This window comes from Streptomyces sp. A18 (assembly GCF_059026065.1).
Genome location: NZ_JBWLKL010000003.1, coordinates 113,411 through 133,740, shown reverse-complemented (window position 1 = coordinate 133,740; position 20,330 = coordinate 113,411). Strand labels below are relative to the sequence as shown.

Below are 20,330 nucleotides of genomic sequence, written 5' to 3'. Positions count from 1 at the left end.
GGCAGTGGGGGCTTCGGCGGCTGGGTGGACGGGCGTCGGATTTCTAGCGTTGTCCTCGTCATCAACCGGCTTATCCAACGCTTACTTATGGGGGCGAAACGCCATGAGGCCAAACCTCGCGGCACGACTCGGTGTGTGGAGCGCACACCATCGCAAGACGGCCATCCTCGGCTGGCTGCTCTTCGTCGTGCTCGCCACGACCATCGGCGGGGCCTCGGGCACGGTCACCGCGACCGACGACGAGATGGGGGTCGGCGACTCGAGCAAGGCCGCGGCGATCCTGGAGAAGGCGGGCATCGAGAAGCCCGCGGGCGAGCTCGTCATGGTCGGCTCCAAGACGCCGGACGGCTGGCGGGACGCGGCGAGCGAACTCTCCAAGGCCCTGACGGCGACCGGCGAGACCCGGAAGATGCAGGCACCGCTGCCCTCCGAGGACGGCAAGGAAGCACTGCTCCGCTTCGAGATGAAGGGGGCGTCCGACGACGCGGCCGACCGCGTGCAACCGGTGCTCGACGCGGTGCAGAAGGCGAAGGACGCGGGCGCCTCACAGGGCGTCTCCGTCTACCAGTTCGGCGACGCGAGCTCCGAGAAGCACCTCGGCGACCTGCTCTCGGACGACCTCACCAGGGCCGAGTTCACCGCGGTGCCGCTGGCCCTGGGCATCCTCCTGGTGGCCTTCGGCGCCGTCGTCGCGGCGCTGCTCCCGGTCGGGCTCGCGCTGACCGCGTGCGTGGCGGCCTTCGGCCTGCTCTCGCTCGCCAGCCATCAGCTGCACGTCTTCGAGACGACGTACTCCGTGATGTTCCTGATGGGGCTCGCGGTCGGCGTCGACTACTGCCTCTTCTACCTGCGGCGCGAGCGGGACGAGCGAGCGGCGGGACATGACGCCGAGACCGCGCTGCGGATCGCGGCGGCCACCAGCGGGCGGGCCGTCCTGGTCTCCGGCCTGACGGTGATGGTCGCGATGGCGGGCATGTTCCTCTCCGGCCTGCTGCTCTTCAAGGGCTTCGCGATCGCCACGATCCTGGTGGTGTGCGTGGCGATGCTGGGCTCGGTGACGGTGCTTCCCGCGCTGCTCTCCGCGCTCGGCGACCGGATCAATGCGGGGCGCATCCCGTTCCTGAACCGCAGGAGCAAGAAGGGCGCGCACGTCAGTGGCGGCATCGCGGGCAAGCTGCTTCGGCCCGTTCTCGCCAAGCCGAAGTTCTTCGCCGTCGGCTCGGCGGTCCTGCTCCTCGCCCTCGCCGCTCCCGCGCTCGGCATGAAGACCGAAGCGCTGGGCCTGGAGAAGCAGTTCGGCTCGGACGCCCCGCTGTCGGTCTCCTTCCGGGAGATCACCGACGAGTTCCCGGGCGGCCCCGCGCCGGCCCAAGTGGTCGTCGAGGCGGACGACATCGCGTCGAAGGAGATGCGCGACGCGCTCGCGGCAGTGGTGCGGGACGCGGGCAAGGGCGCCGAACTCACCGTCCACAAGGACGCCGGCGTGGCCGAGATCCACGTACCGCTGCCCGGTGACGGCAGTGGCGCGGAGTCGAAGAAGGCGCTCGGCGAACTCCGGGACGACGTGGTCCCCGCGGCCTTCGAAGGGCTTGACGCCGACGCGTACGTCGGTGGAGACCTCGCCGAGTCCGAGGACTTCAGCGATCAGCTGAGCAAGGGCATCGTGCCGGTGTTCGCCTTCATCGCGGCGGTGACGTTCCTGCTGATGCTCTTCAGCTTCCGCTCGGTGGTGATCGCGGTGACGTCCATCGGCCTCAACCTCCTTTCGGTGGGCGCTGCTTACGGCGTGATGACCGCGGTCTTCCAGCACGGCTGGGGCGCGGAGCTGATCGGCTCCGAGAAGGTGGGGGCGATCGAGAACTGGATGCCGCTGTTCGTCCTGGTGGTGCTCTTCGGTCTGTCGATGGACTACCACGTGTTCGTGGTCTCGCGGATCAGTGAGGCGCGGAACCGGGGCCTGGACAACCGCGCGGCGATCCGCGAGGGCATCACGCGGACCGCGGGCGCGGTGACGGGGGCGGCCGTGATCATGGTGGCGGTCTTCGCGGTCTTCGGCACGCTGTCCATGCAGGACATGCAGCAGATGGGCGTGGGTCTGGGTGTGGCGGTCCTGCTGGACGCGACGGTCGTGCGGATGGTGCTGCTTCCGTCCCTGATGGCGCTTCTGGGGGAGCGGAACTGGCGTACGCGGAAGCCGATGGCACCTGAGCAGTCTGACCCTCGGCCGGTTCCATCGGCCACCGTGTAGGTGCTGTTGGGGGTGCGGGGAGTTACGGGCCTGTGGGAGCTGGTCGCGCCCACGCGGCGGAGCCGCAAGTGTCACAGCCCCGCGCCCCCTTACGGGCCGCGCCCCCAAGGGGGCGCGGCCCCTGTTACAGCCCCAGCGCCTTCGTCTCCTTCTCCGGAGCCAGGCCCACCACCGGCCGGTCCGGGCGCTGGGGGGCGATTCCGCCGATCGAGCGGAGCCAGGTCCACGTGTCCGCGACCGTCTCCGCCACCGGCCGGGCCCGCAGCCCCGCGGCCGCCGCCTTCTCCGTCGAGGTGCGGTGCATGGTGTCGTGCAGTTCGCCCGGCGGAAGCCACACCGGGAGCTCCATCCACGGCTCGATGCCGTGCTCGGCGATCACCGAGGGGTCGGTCCACCGCAGCTCCACGTCGTCCGCCCCCGCCACGGCCACGCACGCCTCCAGGAACTCCTCCATCGTGGTGTGCGCGATGGGGGAGACGATGTTGTACGGGCCGTGCAGACCCGCGGAGGCGGCGTCGACGACCCACTCCGCCAGGTCCCGCACGTCGATGTACTGCAGGTCCGAATCCCTTGGCCCGGGGGCCAGCACGGGGCCTCCCCGGGCGACACGGTTCAGCCACCACGGCAGCCGCCCGATGTTCTCGTACGGACCGAGGATCAGCCCCGCGCGGGCGAGTACCGTGCGCGCGGCGCCGAACTCCGCGAGCACCGCCAGCTCACCGCCCCGCTTGTCCTCGGCGTACGCCACCGCGTCCGCGTCGGGGTCGCCCTCGACCAAGGGGTGGTTCTCGTCCGAGCCCGCCGCCGCCGGATAGCGGTACACCGAGCCGCTCGACACATACACGTACCGCCCCGCCCGCCCCGCGAGCAGCCGCGCCGCCTCCCGTACGACACGCGGCGCCCCCGACCAGGTGTCGACGACGACGTCCCACGCGCCGTCCACGGCGGCGAGCGCGTCGAGGCCGCCCTCCTCCGTACGGTCACCGAGCAGCGAGATCACCCCGGCGGGTGCCTCATGGCGTCCGCGGTGGAAGACCGTCACCTCCCAGCCACGCGCAAGGGCCGACTCGACGACGGCCCGCCCCACGAACTCCGTACCACCCAGCATCAGAAGTCTCATGCCGAGGACTCTGCAGGCAAGGCCCCGCCGGGGGAACCGGGTTCTGCTACCGGCAGAGCCCGGCCCCGCCCGGGAACCCGGAGGTCAGCGGCGTTCCGGAGGTCAACGGGACGTCGGCGGCGCGTACTTGTAGCCCACGCGCCGAACCGTCTGGATCGTCTGCCGGTGCTCGGCCCCCAGCTTGCGCCTCAGCCGCGCGATGTGGACGTCGACGGTACGCCCGTCGCCCACGTGTCCGTACCCCCACACCGTGGTCACCAACTGGTCGCGCGTGTGCACCCGGTGGGGGTGGGCGACGAGGTGCGCGAGCAGCTCGAACTCCAGATAGGTGAGGTCGAGCCCGCGGCCGTCGACCTGCGCCGCGCGCTGCACGGTGTCGATCCACACGGGCCCCACGGACGACGTCCGCTCCCGCGACGGCTCGGGCTCGGCGCTGACGGGCTCCTGCCCGGCCGGTACGAGGACCAGGTAGCCGACCATCGGCGGCTGACCCGGCAGCGTGGGCAGCGTGTGCTGGGGCGCGGGCAGCCAGGTCGCGCCCGGCGGCAGGAAGTCGGTGATCTGTACCACCTCGTCCGGGGCGACGGCACGCAGCCGCCCCCGGCCGGGGCTGGTCAGTGGCGTGGCGGTGGCGGTGGAAGCGGTGGATGCCGGGAAGGAACGGGAGTTCGCCATGGAGGTCAGCTCTTTCGCGCGGAGGAGTCGTCAGTCGTCGAAGACGTACGTCGTGCGCGTCAGGCGAAGGCCGGGTGAACGGCTTTAGCGGGCCTGCGCGTTCATCGCGCGGCAACACACCCGGTCGAAGTCATGGTGCTGACGGGAAGGCCAGAACGGCTCGAGGTCGTGGTGACGACCCGTCGCGGTGTTCCCGTAGCTGCCCATGACCCCATTGAAGCAGATGGGAGGTGTAGCGGTCGTTCCCTCTCGCACGCTGATACGACTCCTTGGCGAACGCTTGGCGTGAATTGGCCCCTCCGGACCGCCATGCCGAAGGGGACGCCCACCGATATGGCGGGCGCCCCCTTCAGGAACGTACACAGGCGTGGATCAGACCTGGCCGGCCTTCTCCAGGGCGGTGCAGCAGGTGTCGACGAGCAGCCGCGTCACGACGTACGGGTCGACGTTCGCGTTCGGGCGGCGGTCCTCGATGTAGCCCTTCTGCTCCACCTCGACCTGCCACGGGATGCGGACCGACGCGCCGCGGTCGGAGACGCCGTACTTGTACTCGTCCCACGGGGCGGTCTCGTGCAGGCCGGTCAGGCGGTCGTCGATGCCGGCGCCGTAGTTCTTGACGTGGTCGAGCGGCTTCGAGCCCTCGCCGAGGGACTCACAGGCGGTGATGATCGGGGCGTAGCCCTCGCGCATCGCCTTCGTCGAGAAGTTCGTGTGCGCGCCCGCGCCGTTCCAGTCGCCCTTCACCGGCTTCGGGTCGAGCGTGGCCGACACCTTGAAGTCCTCGGCGGTGCGGTAGAGCAGCCACCGGGCGATCCACAGCTGGTCGGAGACCTCGAGCGGCGCGAGCGGGCCGACCTGGAACTCCCACTGGCCCGGCATGACCTCGGCGTTGATGCCGGAGATCCCCAGGCCTGCCTTGAGGCAGTTCTCCAGGTGCGCCTCGACGACGTCACGGCCGAAGATCTCGTCCGCGCCGACGCCGCAGTAGTAGCCGCCCTGCGCGGCGGGGAAGCCGCCGACGGGGAAGCCGAGCGGGCGGTCGCCCTCGAAGAACGTGTACTCCTGCTCGATGCCGAAGATCGGCTCCTGCGAGGCGAACCGCTCCTCGAGCTCGGCCAGCGCGGCTCGGGTGTTGGTCTCGTGCGGCGTCATGTCCGTGTTGAGGACCTCGCACAGTACGAGGAGGTCGTCGCCGCCGCGGATCGGGTCGGGGCAGGTGAAGACCGGCTTCAGCACGCGGTCGGACGCGTGACCCTTGGCCTGGTTCGTGCTGGATCCGTCGAAGCCCCAGTTCGGGAGCTCGGCGCCGTCCGCCATGATCTTCGTCTTCGAACGGAGCTTGGCGGTCGGCTCGGTGCCGTCGATCCAGATGTACTCAGCCTTGAAGGTCACGGGGCCCATCCTTAAAACGCTCGGTACGGCGCAGAACGTGCGGGTGCTGCGGTGCCGTGGTGATGCCGCGCAGCCTGCCAACGGGCGATTTCCCGTCCATTGCTCGAATGTGAACCCCGTGTTACCTGCGGTGGATGTGGCCCACCTCACGTCCCGCTTCATGTCCCGCGTCATTTGATGACTGCGTTGGCCGCCGCTATCAGCAGCCCGATCGTCGCGTCCGCCATGCCGAGCAGCACGGCCGAGCGCCGCCGGTAGCCCGCCCGGAGCGCGGCGAAGGTGCCCCAGGCGAGGAGCAGTGCCGCGTTCAGGAGGAGGGCGGAGTAGGTGACGGGCGCCTCGGACCAGCCGAAGGTCCCGGCGAGCACGAGCAGCACCACGGTGGGCCAGCAGGCGACGATCACCGGCCACTCGTCCATGAGCTCCCAGGCGAGCTGCCGCCAGCGGTGCAGTCCCGATCCCGGCCGGTGCGTGGACATGTGGTGCGCGTATCCGTGCGCGAGGGCCGCGGTGCCCGCGGTCACCATGATCCAGGCGGCGTCGTAGTAGGGCGTATAGGTCTGCTGCTCCGAGTGCAGCGCCGCGATCAGCGCGCTCGCGAGGATGGTGCCGTATACGCCTCCGAACATCAGGTTCCGCATGGCGCGCTCCTTTCCAGGGAGTGCCCAACGCTATGGAGGCATACGTAACGGTTTGACGAAGAAGGTTCATCGGTCGGCCGTCAGCTCCGTGCCGGAGTGCGAGAGACTGGCCCGACCGACGGAGGGGGAGCCCGATGGCGACCGGGGCGACCGGGGCGACGGGGGAGTTCTTCACCGCGTACGACAAGGTGCTCGCGCGGTGGCCCGAGGGGACGGAGCACCGCACGGTCCCCACCCCCTTCGGTGACACGTACGTCACGGTGTGCGGCCCGGCCGATGCCCCGCCCCTGGTGCTCCTTCCGGGCGGCGGCGCGACCGCGGGGAGCTGGTTCGCGAACGTCGCCGCATGGGCCGGTACGCGGCGCGTGTACGCCGTCGACCTGATCGGCGAGGCAGGGCGCAGCGTGCCCGACGCGAGCCGGCCGATCCGCTCCGTGGCCGACCTGACGGACTGGTTCGACGCGCTCCTCGACGGACTGGGGGCCGACGCGGATACGGCGGTCGATCTGGGCGGCCACTCGTACGGCGCCTGGATCGCGCTCCACTACGCCCTGCACGCACCCCACCGCGTGCGGCGCCTGGTCCTCGTCGACCCGACCCAGTGCTTCGCCGGATTCCGCCCCGGCTATCTGCTGCACGCGCTGCCGATGCTCCTTCGCCCCTCCGCCCGGCGCACGCGCGCGTTCCTGACCTGGGAGACCGGGGGCGTCGCGCTGGATCCCGACTGGCTCCGACTCCAGGAGTACGCCGCCGCGTTCCCCACGGCGAAGCCGGTCACCGGACCGCGCCCCGCGCCGGACGCGCTGCGGGCCCTGCGGCTCCCCGTGCTCGTCCTGCTCGCCGGGCGAGGGCGCGCGCACGACGCGGGCAAGGTGGCCGCCCGTGCCGCCGAGCTGCTGCCCGACGTGCGGACGGCCGTGCTGCCGGGCGTCAGCCACCATGCGCTGCCGCACACCGAGCCCGCCGAACTGAGCCGCAGGGTGGGCGAGTTCCTCGGCTGAGGGGCGCGTCGGCGGCTACCGGGACAGCGCGTCCCGTACGGCCTCCTCCGTGCGCCCCACCACCGCGGTGCCGTCGTCGGCGGTGATGATGGGCCGCTGGATGAGCTTGGGGTGCTCGGCGAGCGCGGTGATCCAGCGGTCACGGCCGGACGCGTCGCGCGGCCAGGCCGCGCGGTCCTTCAGGTTCAGCTCCTTGGCGGCGTCCTCCTGGGTGCGCGTGATGTCCCACGGCTCCAGTCCGAGCCGCTCCAGGACGGCGCGGATCTCGTCCTCCGAGGGGACGTCGTCGAGATAGCGGCGGACGGTGTAGTCGGCGCCCTCCGCGTCGAGCAGCGTGAGCGCGCTGCGGCACTTCGAACAGGCGGGATTGATCCAGATCTCCATGCCGCACACGCTACCCGCGACCCACCCGTCACACCTCCTCAAAGGCCGTCTGGCCAGCGGCGATTGTCAGTGCCCGGCAGTAAACTAGAAGCAGTGTTCGAGGGTTCCCGACGGGGGGTCCTGACCGCGACAGGAGGATGCCTGTGCCCGCTGCCGCACTCACATCGAAGTCGAAGCGCAACGCTTCCCGGCCCGTGTTCATCGATCCGACGTACGCACCACTGGAGAAGCGACCGCTCCCCGCCGGACGGCCGCGCGAGTGGTACATCACGCACAACCGGCGCCTGAAGGCCATGCGCCTGGCGATAGCCCTGCTCGACTCGGGCGTCTATCTGCCGAACCAAGCCAACAACAACCGGATCCGGAGCATGGCGGAGGACGTGGGAATCCACCCGCCGTCGGACATCACCTGCCACATGGTGCGCGCCCTGATGCGGTACAGCCGCTGAAGCGACGCCCGCCCAACTTCCGGGCGAGCGCGTACGGGTGGGGCCCCAGGGTCCCCACCCGTACGCGTGGTTCATGCTGACCGCATGACTCAGCCGGAATCCGCCCCCGCCCAGCAGGAGCCCGCAGCAGGCGAGCTGCCGCTGTTCGTGACCGCTCGACTCCCGGACGGGGCACGGTTTCCCGTCCGCGGCCTGCGCGGGAGCGAGGCCTCGCCCCGCCCGGCGCCCGCCGTCCTGATCCTGCCCGCCATGGGCACCCCGGCCCGCTACTACCGCGCGTTCGCGCGCCAGTTGCACGGGCACGGGCTCACCGCCCTGACCGTGGACCTGCGGGGGCAGGGGGAGAGCACCCCGCGGGTGACGGACGCGGACGCCTTGGACCACGGCTACGACACGATCGTGGAGCGGGACCTCGTGGCGGTCGTCGAGGCGATACGCGCCGAACTGGGCCCGGAGACCGCCCTGTACCTCCTCGGCCACAGCCTGGGCGGCCAACTGGGGCTCGTGCACGCCTCGTTGGGGATCGGGCCGGGCGTCGACGGAGTCGCCCTCGTCGCCTCGGGCTCCGTCTGGTTCCGTGCGTACGGCCCCGTGCGCGGGCCCCTGCTGCTCGTCGGCCAGCTGCTCGCCGCGGCGACGACGACGCTGCTCGGCCGGTGGCCCGGGATCAGGCTCGGCTTCGGCGGCAACCAGTCCAAGGGCGTCATGCGGGACTGGGCACGCCAGGGACGTACGGGCCGTTACTCCTCCCCGGGCTCCGTGCACGACTACGAGGCGGCGCTGCGCACCCTCGACCTGCCCGTCCTCGCGGTCTCCGTGGAGGGCGACACCTGGGCCCCCGCTCCCGCCCTCGACCACCTCGTGGGCAAGGCGCCCGCGGCCCGCCTCACGCGCCGGCAGTACTCCACCCGGGAGGCGGGCGGCCCCCTGGACCACTTCGCGTGGACCCGGGCGGGCGGCGCGCTGGCCGAGAAGGTGGCGGCGTGGGCGGTGGCGGGCGGAAGCTGAGGCCCGACGCATTCGGCGGCAGTTCACCCGTTCGGCGGGCCCGGCATGCGTGCGCGCCCCCAGCGGCATTGGCTGCTCCTGAGGCCCGAGAGCCTGTCGCGGGGAGCTGCCGGCGGATAGGGGAGAGGGATGGCCACTCCGGAGGATCGTGCCCGGCAGGGCAAGACCGCCCGCAAGCGTGCCTCCCGCTCCTCGCACGGCGCCTGGATACCCTCCGCCGACCGCGCCGACCCGGTGGCGGTCCTGGAGCGGCAGGGCGCAGACCGCGTCCAGGAACTGCTGCCCATCCGGTACGCCCGCATGGCGGCCTCGCCCTTCTCGTTCCTGCGGGGCGCCGCCGCCGTCATGGCGGGGGACCTCGCCGCCCAGTGGAACACCGGTCTCACGGTCCAACTCTGCGGCGACGCCCACCTGTTGAACTTCGGTCTCTTCGCCTCTCCGGAACGCGCCCTGCTCTTCGACCTCAACGACTTCGACGAGACCTGCCCAGGCCCCTTCGAGTGGGACGTCAAACGCCTGGCCGCGAGCATCGCCGTCGCGTCCCGCGACAACGGCCACCCGGAGAACGGGTCACGCGAGGCGTGCCTCGCGGCGGTGGCGGCGTACCGCGCGTCGATGAGACGTCTGGCGGACCTCGGCGAACTGGCGGTCTGGTACGAACGCACCGACGCACACGCCCTGTTGTCCCTCATCCGCTCCACCCGCCACCGCAAGCGCGCGGCGACCACCCTGGACCGGGCCCGCCGCCGCACGAGCCTCCAGGCGCTCGGCAAGCTGACGGAAGAAGTGGAGGGCGTCCGCCGCATCATCCACGACCCGCCGCTCATCGAACCGGCCAGTGCCGCCGACCTCGCGGCTGTACGCAAGATCTTCGGCGACTACCGCTCCACGCTCTCCGAGGAGCGCCGACTCCTCCTGGACCGCTACCACTTCGTGGACGCGGCACGGAAAGTGGTGGGCGTGGGCAGCGTCGGCACCCGCTGCTACATCGTGCTCCTCGCCGGACGCGACGCCGACGACCCGCTCTTCCTCCAGATCAAGGAGGCGGTCCGCTCGGTCCTGGAGGAGCACCTGCCGCCGGGACCGTACGTCCACCCCGGCCACCGCGTGGTCGCGGGCCAGCGCCTCCTCCAGGCGGCGAGCGACATCTTCCTCGGCTGGATGACGGGCCCCCAGGGCCGCGCCTTCTACTGGCGCCAGCTCCGCGACATGAAGGGCTCGGCGGACGTCGAGTCCATGTCCGCCACGGAGCTGCGCTCCTACGCCCGGCTCTGCGGCACGGCCCTGGCCCGCGCCCACGCCCGCTCCGGCGACCGCATAGCCATCGCCGCCTACCTCGGCGGCTCCGACACGTTCGACAGAGCGATCACGGACTTCGCACTGCGCTACGCCGCGCAGAACGCAGAGGACCACGCGGCACTGACCGAGGCGATCGCCTCAGGCCTGGTCAGCGCCGCCACCGGGGACGACTAGCGGATCTCGTCCGGGACCACCGTCAGCCACCGCTTGTCCGCGGTGACCTTCTGGCCGAGCTCCCGCTGCCGGTCCGCGTTCTTCCGCTTCATCCCGTCCAGTTCCTTCATGTAGTCGTCCTTGCGGTTGACCCAGACCCGCGCCCCGCCGTGCTTCACATCCGCCGAGTGGAACAGCATCGGGCCGTCGCTCTTCGGGGTGTCGCCCGCCACCAGGATCGGCTTCTTCCACTCGTCGATGTACGTGTTGATGGCCGCGGGCTTGCCCTGGTACCAGGTCAGCGGCGCCCACAGGTTGGGCGTCAGCTCACGCTTGGCGAGCTTCTTCTCGTCGAAGCGGCCCTCCGCGATCTCCTTGCGGGAGCTGGTGACGTCGCCGGTCTTGCGGTCCTTGAGCTGCAGGCCGACGCCGATGACGTTCTCGGGCTTCACGTCGTAGCCGTACTTGGGGTCCGAGAGCACCATGCGCACCAGGTCCTCGCTGGCCGCGCTGACGACGTAGACCTCGATGCCGTGCGCCCGCAGCGACTTGTAGAGCTCCTGCATGCCGGTGAAGAACTGGGGCCTGTTCACCTCGGTCTTCGTCAGCTTCCCGTCCTCGTAGTACTCTGCCGGGATCGGCTTGTCGTGGGCGAGGAGCTCGTCGACGTACCCCTTGAGCTGCTTCAGCGTGAAGCCGGAGAAGATCTGCGCGGCCCACGGGTAGCAGACCTGGTCGTCGACCTCGCACAGCCGGTTGTAGTAGCTGTAGAGGCTCTCCTTGTGCTTCGCCGTGTCCTTGAAGGGGATGATCTTCAGCGACGGGTCCATCGACTTGCGGGTCAGGACCCCCTTCATCTCCAGGAAGGGCAGGAGGGACTCCTCCAGGTCGTTGCGGTAGGTCGTGTTGTCCGCGTCGAAGACGGCGTACGCGCCCTTGTCGCCGTTCTCCGCGATGACCTTGCCCAGCTTCGTCGCGACCGGCTTGGGCCAGTGCTTCAGCTCGGCCGCGATCTTCGTGCCCTTCGCGGAGGCGTCCGCGGCCGTCGCGTCCGTGCCGGGCCAAAGCGCCGTCCCCGCGAGGACGGCCGCGGTGAGCGCGCCCGCCGTGCCGAGTACGGCCAGCTTGCCCTTTGCCTTTACTGCCATGGTTCTGTGCCCCCTGAGAGCGGTCTGCGCCCCGTCCGGAGCGGCGGGTCATCGTATGAGGTCGGACCGCGGATTCCCATGATCGACATCACCGGAAGCGGCGGGCATGGGACGCCCGCGCGCGGGTAGGCGCATCGGACGCCCAACAGGTGTACGGGCCCGCCTCCGGGCCCCGCCCATCGCATACTGGAAGGCATGGAGACCGTCTCCCGTGAGTTCGTGCGGGCCGCTCCGCGGCTCGACGGCATGGTGGTGTCCGCCGTCGGCTACCGCACGGCGGGCGAGCACCCCGGTCTGCACCGCGGCCTGCCGTCCCCGTACCTGACGCTGATCTTCTCGCTGGACGGCCCCGTCGTCAGCGGCGCAAGCCCCGAGCAGGCGGGCGGCCCCGACGCCGACCGCACGGACATCGTCCTGGGCGGCCTGCACCAGCACCCGGCGTACGTCGTCAGGCCCGAGCACGAGGCGGGCATCCAGCTCGCCGTGCACCCGCTCGCCGCCCGCGCCCTGTTCGGCGTACCGGCCTCGGAGCTTGCGGGCGACCTGGTGACGTCCGGCGCGGATGTGCTGGGGCGCCGCGCCGCCGACGTACGGGAGTTGCTGTGCGAGCAGGTCGGCTGGGAGGAGCGGTTTGCCTCCCTGTCCGGCTACTTGAGGCAGCGCGCGGCCGACGCGGACGGCGGGGACCCCGTACGCCCGGAGGTCGCCGAGGCCTGGGCCTGGCTGGCCAGACACCGGGGCGTCGGCACCCTGCGCGGCCTCTCCCGGCACGTCGCGCTCAGCGAACGCCGCCTCACCACGCTCTTCCGCGCCGAGACGGGCCTGAGCCCCAAGCAGGCCGGCCGCCTGATGCGCTTCGAGCGCGCACGCAACGCCGTCGTGCGCCCCGTCGCGGCGGGCGCGGCCCCGGACCTGGCCCGCATCGCCGCCGACTGCGGCTTCTACGACCACTCCCACCTGGTCCGGGACTTCCAGCAGTACACCGGCATCAGCCCCAGCGGCTGGCTGGCCGAAGAGTGCCGGAATATCCAAGCCGGGAGCTACGGCCGGGGCGAAGAGTAGGAGCCATGGACACCACCGAGAAGCAGAAGCAGAAGCAGCCCGAGACCGCCTCCGGCGAGCGCGCCCCCAGCGTCTGGCCGACCCTCCAGGCGAACGACGCCCCCGCCCTGATCGACTTCCTGGTGGGCACCGTCGGCTTCCTGCGCACCGTCGTCTACGAGGACGGTGGCAGCGTGGCCCACGCCGAACTCGACTGGCCCGAGGGCGGAGCGATCATGCTCGGTTCGTACGACGACGGGGCCGGGGACTGGTGCCTGAAACCGGGCACCTTCGGCACGTACGTCGTCACCGACCGGGTGGACGAGCTCTACGAGCGGCTCAGGGCCGCGGGGGCCGAGATCATCCGTGAGATCGAGGACAAGCCGTACGGCAGCCGGGAGTTCGCCATCGCCGACCCCGAGGGCAACAAGTGGTCCTTCGGCACCTACCGCGGCGCACCCAGGCCCGAGCAGCCGTCCTGACCTCGCGTGATAGCTTGCGAGCGCCAGTCAACCCACACCAGGGCCAGGGAATCCGGTGCGAATCCGGAACTGACGCGCAGCGGTGAGGGGGAACGGGCGGGGCCAAGGCCACTGGGCGTCCACGGACGCCCGGGAAGGCGCCCCGTCCGGCCGATCCCCGAGTCCGAAGACCTGCTGGCGCCTTCGCCCGCGCACCGAGCGGCGGAGGTGACGAAGCAGGCCAGGCTCCGCGTATGAGCCGTGAGACTCAAGGGATCGTGTGTCCTCCACCGCCCGTCGTGTACGTATACCCGTCCTCCTCGGCATCGCTCTCTCCGTCACACTGACCTCCTGCGGCGGCTCCGGCTCGTCGGCCACCACCACGGACAAGAAGGCCGACGGCTATCCGCTGACCCTGACCTCCTGCGGCAAGAAGGCGAAGATCAAGGCGCCGCCGCAGCGGGCGGTCTCCCTCGACCAGGGCTCCACGGAGATCCTGCTCTCCCTCGGCCTCGCGGACCGCATGGCCGGCACCGGCACCTGGACGGACCCGGTGCTCAAGGGTCTTGAGAAGGACAACGCCCAGGTCGAGCGGCTCGCCGACAGCTACCCCTCCTTCGAGAAGGTCCTGGCCCAGGAGCCGGACTTCGTCACCGCCTCCTTCCTGGCGACGGTCAGCAAGGGCGGCGTCGCAGACCGCGCCAAGTTCGCCGAACTCGGCGTACCCGCCTATGTCTCGCCCTCCGACTGCGCGGGCAAGGACAACAGCGGCGACGGTGACGGCCGCCGCGACAAGACGCTGACCATGGACACGGTGTACGGCGAGGTGCGGGACCTGGCCAAGGCCTTCGGGGTCGAGAAGCGCGGCGAACGCCTGATCGCGGATCTCAAGGGCCGGGTGGCGAAGGCCACGAAGACCATCAAGAACACTGACGCCTCCGACGCGACGCTCCTCTACTGGTTCGCCAACTCCGACGCGCCCTACATCGCGGGCTGCTGCGGAGCGCCGGGCATCATCACCCGCGAGCTCGGCGCGAAGAACGTCTTCGACGACACCCGCGAGGAGTGGCCCCAGATCAACTGGGAGACGGTGGCCGACCGCGACCCGGACGCCCTGGTCATCGGCGACCTCACCCGCAAGTCGCAGACGGCGGAGAGCGCGAAGAAGAAGATCGAGTTCCTGGAGTCCAACCCGGCCACCAAGAACCTGACCGCCGTGAAGAAGAAGCGGTACGTGCTCCTGAGCGGCCAGGCCATGAACCCGTCGATCCGCACGGTGGACGGCGTGGAGCAAGTCGCCGACGCGCTGCGCGAGTTCGGGCTCGCCAAGTGAAAGGAGCCCTCCGGGGCCCGGTCGGCGTACGGAACATCCTGCTCTGCACGGCGGGCCTCGCCGCCCTCGCGCTCTCCGTGGCGGTGGCCGTCACGATCGGCCCGGCGGACATCTCCGTACCGGACGTGTGGTCGGCGGTGGCTGCCCACCTCGGCTGGGGCGAGGCGACGCTGACGCCCATCCGGGACGGCATCGTCTGGAACCTGCGGATGCCGCGCACGCTCCTCGCGGCGGTCTGCGGCGCTGGCCTGGCGGTCTGCGGGACGGTCCTGCAGTCCCTCCTGCGCAACCCGCTGGCCGACCCCTTCGTGCTCGGGGTCTCCTCGGGGGCTTCCACGGGCGCGGTCGCGATCGTCGTCCTGGGGGTCGGCGGGGGAGTGGTGTCGGTCTCGGCGGGCGCCTTCGTCGGAGCCGTCGTCTCCTTCGCCCTCGTCCTGCTGCTCAGCCACACCCTGGGCGGGAGCACCGACAGAGTGGTGCTGTCCGGGGTGGCGGCGATGCAGCTCTTCTCCGCGCTCACGTCGTTCGTGATCCTCACGGCGGGCGACGCGGAGACGACGCGCGGTGTCCTGTTCTGGCTGCTCGGCTCGTTGAGCGGGGTGGGCTGGACGGACGTCTGGCTGTGCGGGGCGGTGCTCTTCGTGGCCCTCGCGATCTGCCTGGCGCACGCCCGCACCCTGGACGCGTTCGTCTTCGGCCAGGACGCGGCGGCGACCCTGGGCGTCCACGTCGCCCGCACCCGCCTGATCCTGCTCTCCGTCACGGCCCTCCTGACGGCGGCCCTGGTCAGCAGCGCGGGCGCCATCGGCTTCGTCGGCCTGGTCCTGCCGCACGCGGCCCGCGCCCTGGTCGGCTCCGGGCACGCGCGCCTGCTCCCGGTCACGGCGATCGCGGGCGCGGTGTTCCTGGTGTGGGTGGACACGCTGGCCCGTACGGTCCTCGATCCGCAGGAGGTCCCGGTGGGCGTGGTGACGTCACTGATCGGCGTCCCGGCGTTCGTACTGGTCCTCTACCGCACACGGAAGACGACATGAACCCGCACCCCGAACCGGGCCTTCGGGCCGACCGGGTGACGAAAGAGGCCGGCGGCCGCCTCATCGTCGACGGAGTGACCCTGGCCCCGCCCCCCGGAGCCACGGTCGGACTCCTGGGCCCCAACGGCTCGGGCAAGTCGACTCTTCTGCGCATCCTGGCGGGCGTCCTGGCCCCGGCATCGGGAGTGGTCACCCTGGACGGCGAACTGCTGCGGGACGTGGGCCGCCGCACGGTGGCCCGCAGGGTGGCGGTGGTGGACCAGGACGCCACCACGCAGGTCGAGCTGTCCGTGCAGGACGTCGTACGCCTGGGCCGCATCCCGCACCGCAGACCGTGGTCACCCGCCACGCCCCGGGACGACGAGGCCGTCCGAGACGCCCTGACCCGCACGGGCCTGACCGACCGGGCGACCCAGTCCTGGCACACCCTCTCGGGCGGCGAACGCCAACGGGTCCAGATAGCAAGGGCGTTGGCCCAGACCCCCCAGGAACTCCTCCTGGACGAACCGACCAACCACCTGGACGTCCACCACCAGCTCGACCTCCTGTCCCTGGTGGCGGACCTCCCCCTGACCAGCGTGATCGCCCTGCACGACCTGAACCTGGCCGCCATGTTCTGCGACCACGTCCTGGTCCTGCGCGAAGGAGTGGCCCACGCGTCGGGCACACCGTCCGAGGTGATCACGGAGGAGCTGATCGCGAAGGTCTACGGCGTGCGGGCGGTGGTGACGACGCTCATGGACGAGAACGACCGGGAGCCGCGCCCGTCGATCCGCTTCCTGCGGAACTGAACCCCCGGCCTCTCAGGGCCGTGGCTCGTCGAGGTACTGGTCGGCCCAGGCGCTGATGATGTGAGCGGCCCGCTGCGCCTGCCCTCGCGCGGTCAACAGATGGTCCGCGCCTTCGAGCGAGATGAAGCTGCGCGGGTGCCGTGCCTCCTGGAAGATCTCCGCGGCATTGGAGATGTCGACGGTGGCGTCGGTGGGCGAATGCGCCACGAGGAGCGGAAGGTCCACCTCGCCGATCCGGTCGCGCAGGTGAGCCCGGCGCACGTCCTCGACGAAGGCGCGCTTGAGAACCAATGTCCTGCCGCCGACGAACCACTCGTGTGCCCCGTCACTGAGGACGCGATCCAGGACCGAGTCGTACTGCCGCTCGACGTGACTGGGATCGACGGGCGCCGCGATCGTGGCCAGCGCGCGGAGCCCGACGATCTCGCCCGCGGCGGCGATCGCGGCGGCGCCTCCCCACGAGTGCCCCACCAGCAGATCCACCGGAGTCCCCCGCTCCGCCATGAAGGCCGCGGCCCGGACAGTGTCCTGCACCTTGACGGTGAAGGAACCGTCCCCCCAGTCGCCCTCGGAGTCCCCGATCCCGAGATTGTCGAAGCGCAGCATGCCGATGCCCTCGCGTGCCAACTGCTTGCTGACGCGCGAGGCAGCCGGCGAATCCTTTCCCAGGGTGAATCCATGCGCGAGAAGCCCCCAGCCGCGGACCTCGCCCTCCGGCAGGTCGATCACTCCGGCCAGTTGGGGGCCGACGACGCTCGGGAACTTCACTTTTTCGCTCATGTGGGGTGCTCACCTAGGCAGGGGGGGAGGGAGACGGGAGTGACACTAGCCGGTGTCAGCGCGAGAACGACCGACCAGACAGAACAGCGGGCCGCCTCCCCGTTCAGGGAGACGGCCCACTGTCCATGCTGACGTGGCGTAGGGCTCACCCGGCCCCGGCCGTTCTAGATGTCGAAGTACAGCTCGAACTCGTGCGGGTGCGGACGCAGCTGGATCGGGGCGATCTCGTTCGTGCGCTTGTAGTCGATCCACGTCTCGATCAGGTCGGGGGTGAAGACACCGCCGGCCAGGAGGTACTCGTGGTCCGCCTCGAGGGCGTCGAGGACGGCCGGGAGGGAGGTCGGGACCTGGGCGACGCCCGCGTGCTCCTCGGGGGCCAGCTCGTAGAGGTCCTTGTCGATCGGCTCCGGCGGCTCGATCTTGTTCTTCACGCCGTCCAGGCCGGCCATCAGGAGCGCCGAGAACGCCAGGTACGGGTTCGAGGACGGGTCCGGCGCGCGGAACTCGACGCGCTTGGCCTTCGGGTTCGAGCCCGTGATCGGGATACGCATGGCCGCCGAGCGGTTGCGCTGGGAGTAGACCATGTTGACCGGGGCCTCGAAGCCCGGAACCAGGCGGTGGTAGGAGTTCACCGTCGGGTTCGTGAAGGCGAGCAGCGACGGGGCGTGCTTGAGGATGCCGCCGATGTAGTAGCGGGCGGTGTCCGAGAGGCCCGCGTAGCCCTGCTCGTCGTAGAACAGCGGGTCGCCGTTGGCCCACAGCGACTGGTGGACGTGCATGCCCGAGCCGTTGTCACCGAAGATCGGCTTCGGCATGAAGGTCGCGGTCTTCTGGTTGCGCCAGGCGACGTTCTTCACGATGTACTTGAAGAGCATCAGGTCGTCGGCCGCGGCGAGCAGCGTGTTGAACTTGTAGTTGATCTCCGCCTGTCCTGCCGTGCCGACCTCGTGGTGCTGGCGCTCGACCTGGAGGCCGTTCTTGTCCAGCTCCAGGGAGATCTCCGCGCGGAGGTCCGCGAAGTGGTCGACCGGCGGGGCGGGGAAGTAGCCGCCCTTGTAACGGACCTTGTAGCCGCGGTTGTTCTCGACCGCACCGGTGTTCCAGGCGCCTGCCTCGGAGTCGATGTGGTAGAAGCTCTCGTTCGCCGACGTCTGGAAGCGGACGTTGTCGAAGACGTAGAACTCGGCCTCGGGGCCGAAGTACGCGGTGTCCGCGATGCCGGTCGAGGCGAGGTAGGCCTCGGCCTTCTTGGCGATGTTGCGCGGGTCACGGCTGTACTGCTCGCCCGTGATCGGGTCGTGGATGAAGAAGTTGATGTTGATGGTCTTGTCGCGGCGGAAGGGATCGACCCGGGCGGTCGACAGGTCCGCGCGCAGCGCCATGTCGGACTCGTGGATGGCCTGGAAGCCGCGGATCGACGATCCGTCGAACGCCAGCTCCTCGTTCGGGTCGAACGCCGCTGCCGGGATCGTGAAGTGCTGCATCACTCCGGGCAGGTCGCAGAACCGGACATCTACGAACTTCACGTCCTCGTCCGCGATGAACTTCTTTGCGTCGTCGGCGTTCTGGAACATCCAACTCCTCCTACTCCCGACCCCCAGGCGGGGACGGGGTTGCAGCTCGTTGTGCGGCCAGTGCGGTGGCACACGCTGGGACCCGACCATAGGGACGGGGGATTTCTCAAGCATGACCCATTTGTTTCGCCGAAGTTAACCGAGCCGGGTTCGCACCGGGTGTCATTCGCCCTACCCCGCCCGTCCTCGTACGAAATCGGGCGCAGTACCGTGGACGGGTGGACAACAGGCAAGCAATCGGATCGTGGCTCTCCGGCCCTCGTGCGGCGGCAGAGGACGCGGGCGTCGACTTCGGCTACCGGGGCGAACAGCTCGGGCTGCCCGAGGAAGGGCCGGGCTCGATCGCGCGGCCCGGACGGCGCATGGGCGCCGTCGTCGTGGACTGGGCCCTGTGCATGCTCATCGCATACGGCCTGTTCGCTCGCGGTGACCAGCAGGCGATGGGCAACTGGGCGCTCGGCATCTTCTTCGTCATGACCGTCCTGACGGTCGGCACGCTCGGCTGCACCCCCGGCAAGACCCTCTTCAGGCTGCGCGTCATCGCCGAGGGCGGCGGCCGGCTCGGCTTCGTCCGGGTCCTCATCCGCAGCGTGCTCCTCTGCGTCGCCGTACCCGCCCTGATCTGGGACCGCGACGGCCGCGGCCTGCACGACCGCCTCGCCCGCGCCGTCCAGGTGCGCATCTGAGCTCGCACCAAACACGAACGGACTCTGAGCTCGCACCAAACACGAACGAACGAAGGCCCCGGAACCGATCGGTTCCGGGGCCTTCGTCGACGTAGAGACGGGGAGAGGCGGCGAGCTAGCGCATATTCGGGCCACCGCGAGGCATCCGCATGCCCTTCGGCATGGGCCCCTTCGGCAGCGGCATATTGCTCATGAGATCCCCCATCGCGCGCAGCCGGTCGTTCGTCGCCGTGACCTGCGGGCCCTGGAGGACGCGGGGCAGCTTCAGAAGCGTCGTACGCAGCTTCTTCAGCGGGACCTGGCCCTCGCCGGTGCCGACGATGACGTCGTGGACCGGGACGTCCGAGACGACGCGGGCCATCCGCTTCTTCTCGGCGGCCAGCAGGCTCTTCACGCGGTTCGGGTTGCCCTCGGCGACGAGCACGATGCCCGCCTTGCCGACCGTGCGGTGCACGACGTCCTGGCTGCGGTTCATCGCCACCGCCGGAGTCGTCGTCCAGCCGCGGCCGATCTTGTCGAGCACCGCGGCCGCCGCACCGGGCTGGCCCTCCATCTGCCCGAAGGCCGCACGCTCAGCCCTGCGCCCGAAGACGATCGCCATCGCGAGGAAGGCGAGCACAAAGCCGAGAATGCCGAGATAGATCGGGTGACCGATCAAGAAGCCGATCGCGAGGAAGACACCAAAGGTGACGATTCCCACAGCCGCGATGATGAGACCGATCCGCGGATCGGCCCTGCGGGTCATCTTGTAGGTCTGAGCGATCTGCTTGAGTCGCCCGGGGTTCGCGGCGTCCGCCGCGGTTTCCTTCCTCGCCATGTCGTGAAGTCTACGTGTCCCTGGAGGTGACTACGACGTGCGGGTTGTCATCGCCTCTTCGAGCACGCGCAGCGCCTCGGCCCGGTCCTTGGCGCGACGCCGGTCGTCGAGCACGGACGTCCAGGCGTTGCGGCGAGCGGTGCGCTGGCCGCTGCTCATGAGAAGCGACTCGACGGCGCGCAGTGCGTCGGTGACGGACGGGATGGCGGTGGCGCGTACGGGCGCGGCCTGCATGGTGGGGCCCTCCTGAGCGGCTATGGGTAGGGCTGTACGTGGGGTGATTCCAGGGTCACTG

21 protein-coding genes and 1 riboswitch are annotated in these 20,330 nt (G+C 70.4%); of the genes, 11 read left to right on the top strand and 10 right to left on the bottom strand.

From position 1 onward, the window contains the following. Window positions 1-103 precede the first annotated feature (103 nt). Window positions 104-2,248, top strand: a complete 2,145-nt coding sequence (locus tag AC5P1C_RS06265; protein WP_493864649.1) for an MMPL family transporter — start codon at window positions 104-106, stop codon at window positions 2,246-2,248. A 124-nt stretch (window positions 2,249-2,372) separates the two neighbouring features. Here AC5P1C_RS06265 and AC5P1C_RS06260 read toward each other — a convergent pair whose 3' ends face one another. The 4 genes from AC5P1C_RS06260 to AC5P1C_RS06245 all read right to left on the bottom strand — a co-directional run bounded on the left by AC5P1C_RS06260 (window position 2,373) and on the right by AC5P1C_RS06245 (window position 6,076). Next, on the bottom strand, window positions 2,373-3,368 hold the full coding sequence (locus AC5P1C_RS06260; protein ID WP_493864648.1) for an NAD-dependent epimerase/dehydratase family protein: 996 nt from the start codon (window positions 3,366-3,368) through the stop codon (window positions 2,373-2,375). A gap of 102 nt (window positions 3,369-3,470) precedes the next feature. Then, window positions 3,471-4,043: a winged helix-turn-helix domain-containing protein gene (locus tag AC5P1C_RS06255; protein ID WP_493864647.1), complete on the bottom strand. Its 573-nt coding sequence runs from the start codon at window positions 4,041-4,043 to the stop codon at window positions 3,471-3,473. Window positions 4,044-4,415: 372 nt separating this feature from the next. Further along, window positions 4,416-5,435: a glutamine synthetase gene (gene glnII / locus AC5P1C_RS06250; protein ID WP_493864646.1), complete on the bottom strand. Its 1,020-nt coding sequence runs from the start codon at window positions 5,433-5,435 to the stop codon at window positions 4,416-4,418. Window positions 5,436-5,605: 170 nt separating this feature from the next. Continuing rightward, complete coding sequence (locus AC5P1C_RS06245; protein ID WP_493864645.1) at window positions 5,606-6,076, bottom strand: hypothetical protein; 471 nt, start codon at window positions 6,074-6,076, stop codon at window positions 5,606-5,608. A gap of 134 nt (window positions 6,077-6,210) precedes the next feature. Between AC5P1C_RS06245 and AC5P1C_RS06240 the strand changes: the two genes are divergently transcribed. Beyond that, window positions 6,211-7,077: an alpha/beta fold hydrolase gene (locus AC5P1C_RS06240; RefSeq protein WP_493864644.1), complete on the top strand. Its 867-nt coding sequence runs from the start codon at window positions 6,211-6,213 to the stop codon at window positions 7,075-7,077. 15 nt (window positions 7,078-7,092) lie between these two features. Here the strand turns inward: AC5P1C_RS06240 and AC5P1C_RS06235 are convergent, their stop codons facing one another. Continuing rightward, complete coding sequence (locus tag AC5P1C_RS06235; RefSeq protein ID WP_493864643.1) at window positions 7,093-7,461, bottom strand: arsenate reductase family protein; 369 nt, start codon at window positions 7,459-7,461, stop codon at window positions 7,093-7,095. 143 nt (window positions 7,462-7,604) lie between these two features. On the opposite strand from AC5P1C_RS06235, the gene AC5P1C_RS06230 reads away from it, so the two are divergent. From AC5P1C_RS06230 to AC5P1C_RS06220, 3 genes are all read left to right on the top strand, one after another. Next, on the top strand, window positions 7,605-7,910 hold the full coding sequence (locus tag AC5P1C_RS06230) for a hypothetical protein (protein WP_493864642.1): 306 nt from the start codon (window positions 7,605-7,607) through the stop codon (window positions 7,908-7,910). Window positions 7,911-7,994: 84 nt separating this feature from the next. Continuing rightward, on the top strand, window positions 7,995-8,918 hold the full coding sequence (locus AC5P1C_RS06225) for an alpha/beta hydrolase family protein (protein ID WP_493864641.1): 924 nt from the start codon (window positions 7,995-7,997) through the stop codon (window positions 8,916-8,918). Window positions 8,919-9,047: 129 nt separating this feature from the next. Then, window positions 9,048-10,391 carry a DUF2252 domain-containing protein gene (locus tag AC5P1C_RS06220; protein ID WP_493864640.1) on the top strand — a complete coding sequence of 448 codons (1,344 nt, stop codon included), beginning with the start codon at window positions 9,048-9,050 and terminating at the stop codon, window positions 10,389-10,391. Here AC5P1C_RS06220 and AC5P1C_RS06215 read toward each other — a convergent pair. Beyond that, window positions 10,388-11,518, bottom strand: coding sequence for an HAD family hydrolase (locus AC5P1C_RS06215; protein ID WP_493864639.1), 1,131 nt, complete (start codon window positions 11,516-11,518; stop codon window positions 10,388-10,390). The genes AC5P1C_RS06220 and AC5P1C_RS06215 overlap by 4 nt on opposite strands. A 195-nt stretch (window positions 11,519-11,713) precedes the next feature. On the opposite strand from AC5P1C_RS06215, the gene AC5P1C_RS06210 reads away from it, so the two are divergent. From AC5P1C_RS06210 to AC5P1C_RS06190, 5 genes are all read left to right on the top strand, one after another. Further along, window positions 11,714-12,580, top strand: coding sequence for an AraC family transcriptional regulator (locus AC5P1C_RS06210; protein WP_493864638.1), 867 nt, complete (start codon window positions 11,714-11,716; stop codon window positions 12,578-12,580). A gap of 5 nt (window positions 12,581-12,585) precedes the next feature. Then, window positions 12,586-13,041, top strand: coding sequence for a VOC family protein (locus AC5P1C_RS06205; protein WP_493864637.1), 456 nt, complete (start codon window positions 12,586-12,588; stop codon window positions 13,039-13,041). A 7-nt stretch (window positions 13,042-13,048) separates the two neighbouring features. Then, window positions 13,049-13,234: riboswitch (cobalamin riboswitch) on the top strand. A gap of 66 nt (window positions 13,235-13,300) precedes the next feature. Next, window positions 13,301-14,353 (top strand): ABC transporter substrate-binding protein, encoded by a 1,053-nt coding sequence (locus AC5P1C_RS06200; RefSeq protein WP_493864636.1) that lies wholly within the window; start codon window positions 13,301-13,303, stop codon window positions 14,351-14,353. Continuing rightward, the gene (locus AC5P1C_RS06195; protein WP_493864635.1) at window positions 14,350-15,387 is read left to right on the top strand and encodes a FecCD family ABC transporter permease; all 1,038 of its coding nucleotides are present in this window, start codon (window positions 14,350-14,352) and stop codon (window positions 15,385-15,387) included. The genes AC5P1C_RS06200 and AC5P1C_RS06195 overlap by 4 nt, the downstream gene beginning before the upstream one ends. Then, window positions 15,384-16,178 (top strand): ABC transporter ATP-binding protein, encoded by a 795-nt coding sequence (locus AC5P1C_RS06190; RefSeq protein ID WP_493864634.1) that lies wholly within the window; start codon window positions 15,384-15,386, stop codon window positions 16,176-16,178. Before AC5P1C_RS06195 ends, AC5P1C_RS06190 begins: the two co-directional genes overlap by 4 nt. A gap of 12 nt (window positions 16,179-16,190) precedes the next feature. Here AC5P1C_RS06190 and AC5P1C_RS06185 read toward each other — a convergent pair whose 3' ends face one another. Both AC5P1C_RS06185 and glnA read right to left on the bottom strand, forming a co-directional pair. Beyond that, the gene (locus AC5P1C_RS06185) at window positions 16,191-16,958 is read right to left on the bottom strand and encodes an alpha/beta hydrolase family protein (RefSeq protein WP_493864633.1); all 768 of its coding nucleotides are present in this window, start codon (window positions 16,956-16,958) and stop codon (window positions 16,191-16,193) included. A 164-nt stretch (window positions 16,959-17,122) separates the two neighbouring features. Further along, window positions 17,123-18,532, bottom strand: a complete 1,410-nt coding sequence (gene glnA, locus AC5P1C_RS06180) for a type I glutamate--ammonia ligase (RefSeq protein WP_363208338.1) — start codon at window positions 18,530-18,532, stop codon at window positions 17,123-17,125. A gap of 218 nt (window positions 18,533-18,750) precedes the next feature. Here glnA and AC5P1C_RS06175 point away from each other — a divergent pair, with 218 nt between their 5' ends. After that, on the top strand, window positions 18,751-19,218 hold the full coding sequence (locus AC5P1C_RS06175) for an RDD family protein (protein ID WP_493864632.1): 468 nt from the start codon (window positions 18,751-18,753) through the stop codon (window positions 19,216-19,218). A gap of 115 nt (window positions 19,219-19,333) precedes the next feature. Here the strand turns inward: AC5P1C_RS06175 and AC5P1C_RS06170 are convergent, their stop codons facing one another. Continuing rightward, window positions 19,334-20,035, bottom strand: a complete 702-nt coding sequence (locus tag AC5P1C_RS06170) for a DUF4191 domain-containing protein (protein WP_493864631.1) — start codon at window positions 20,033-20,035, stop codon at window positions 19,334-19,336. Between the two features lie 30 nt (window positions 20,036-20,065). Next, complete coding sequence (locus AC5P1C_RS06165; RefSeq protein ID WP_160504648.1) at window positions 20,066-20,269, bottom strand: SCO2195 family GlnR-regulated protein; 204 nt, start codon at window positions 20,267-20,269, stop codon at window positions 20,066-20,068. Window positions 20,270-20,330 lie beyond the last annotated feature (61 nt).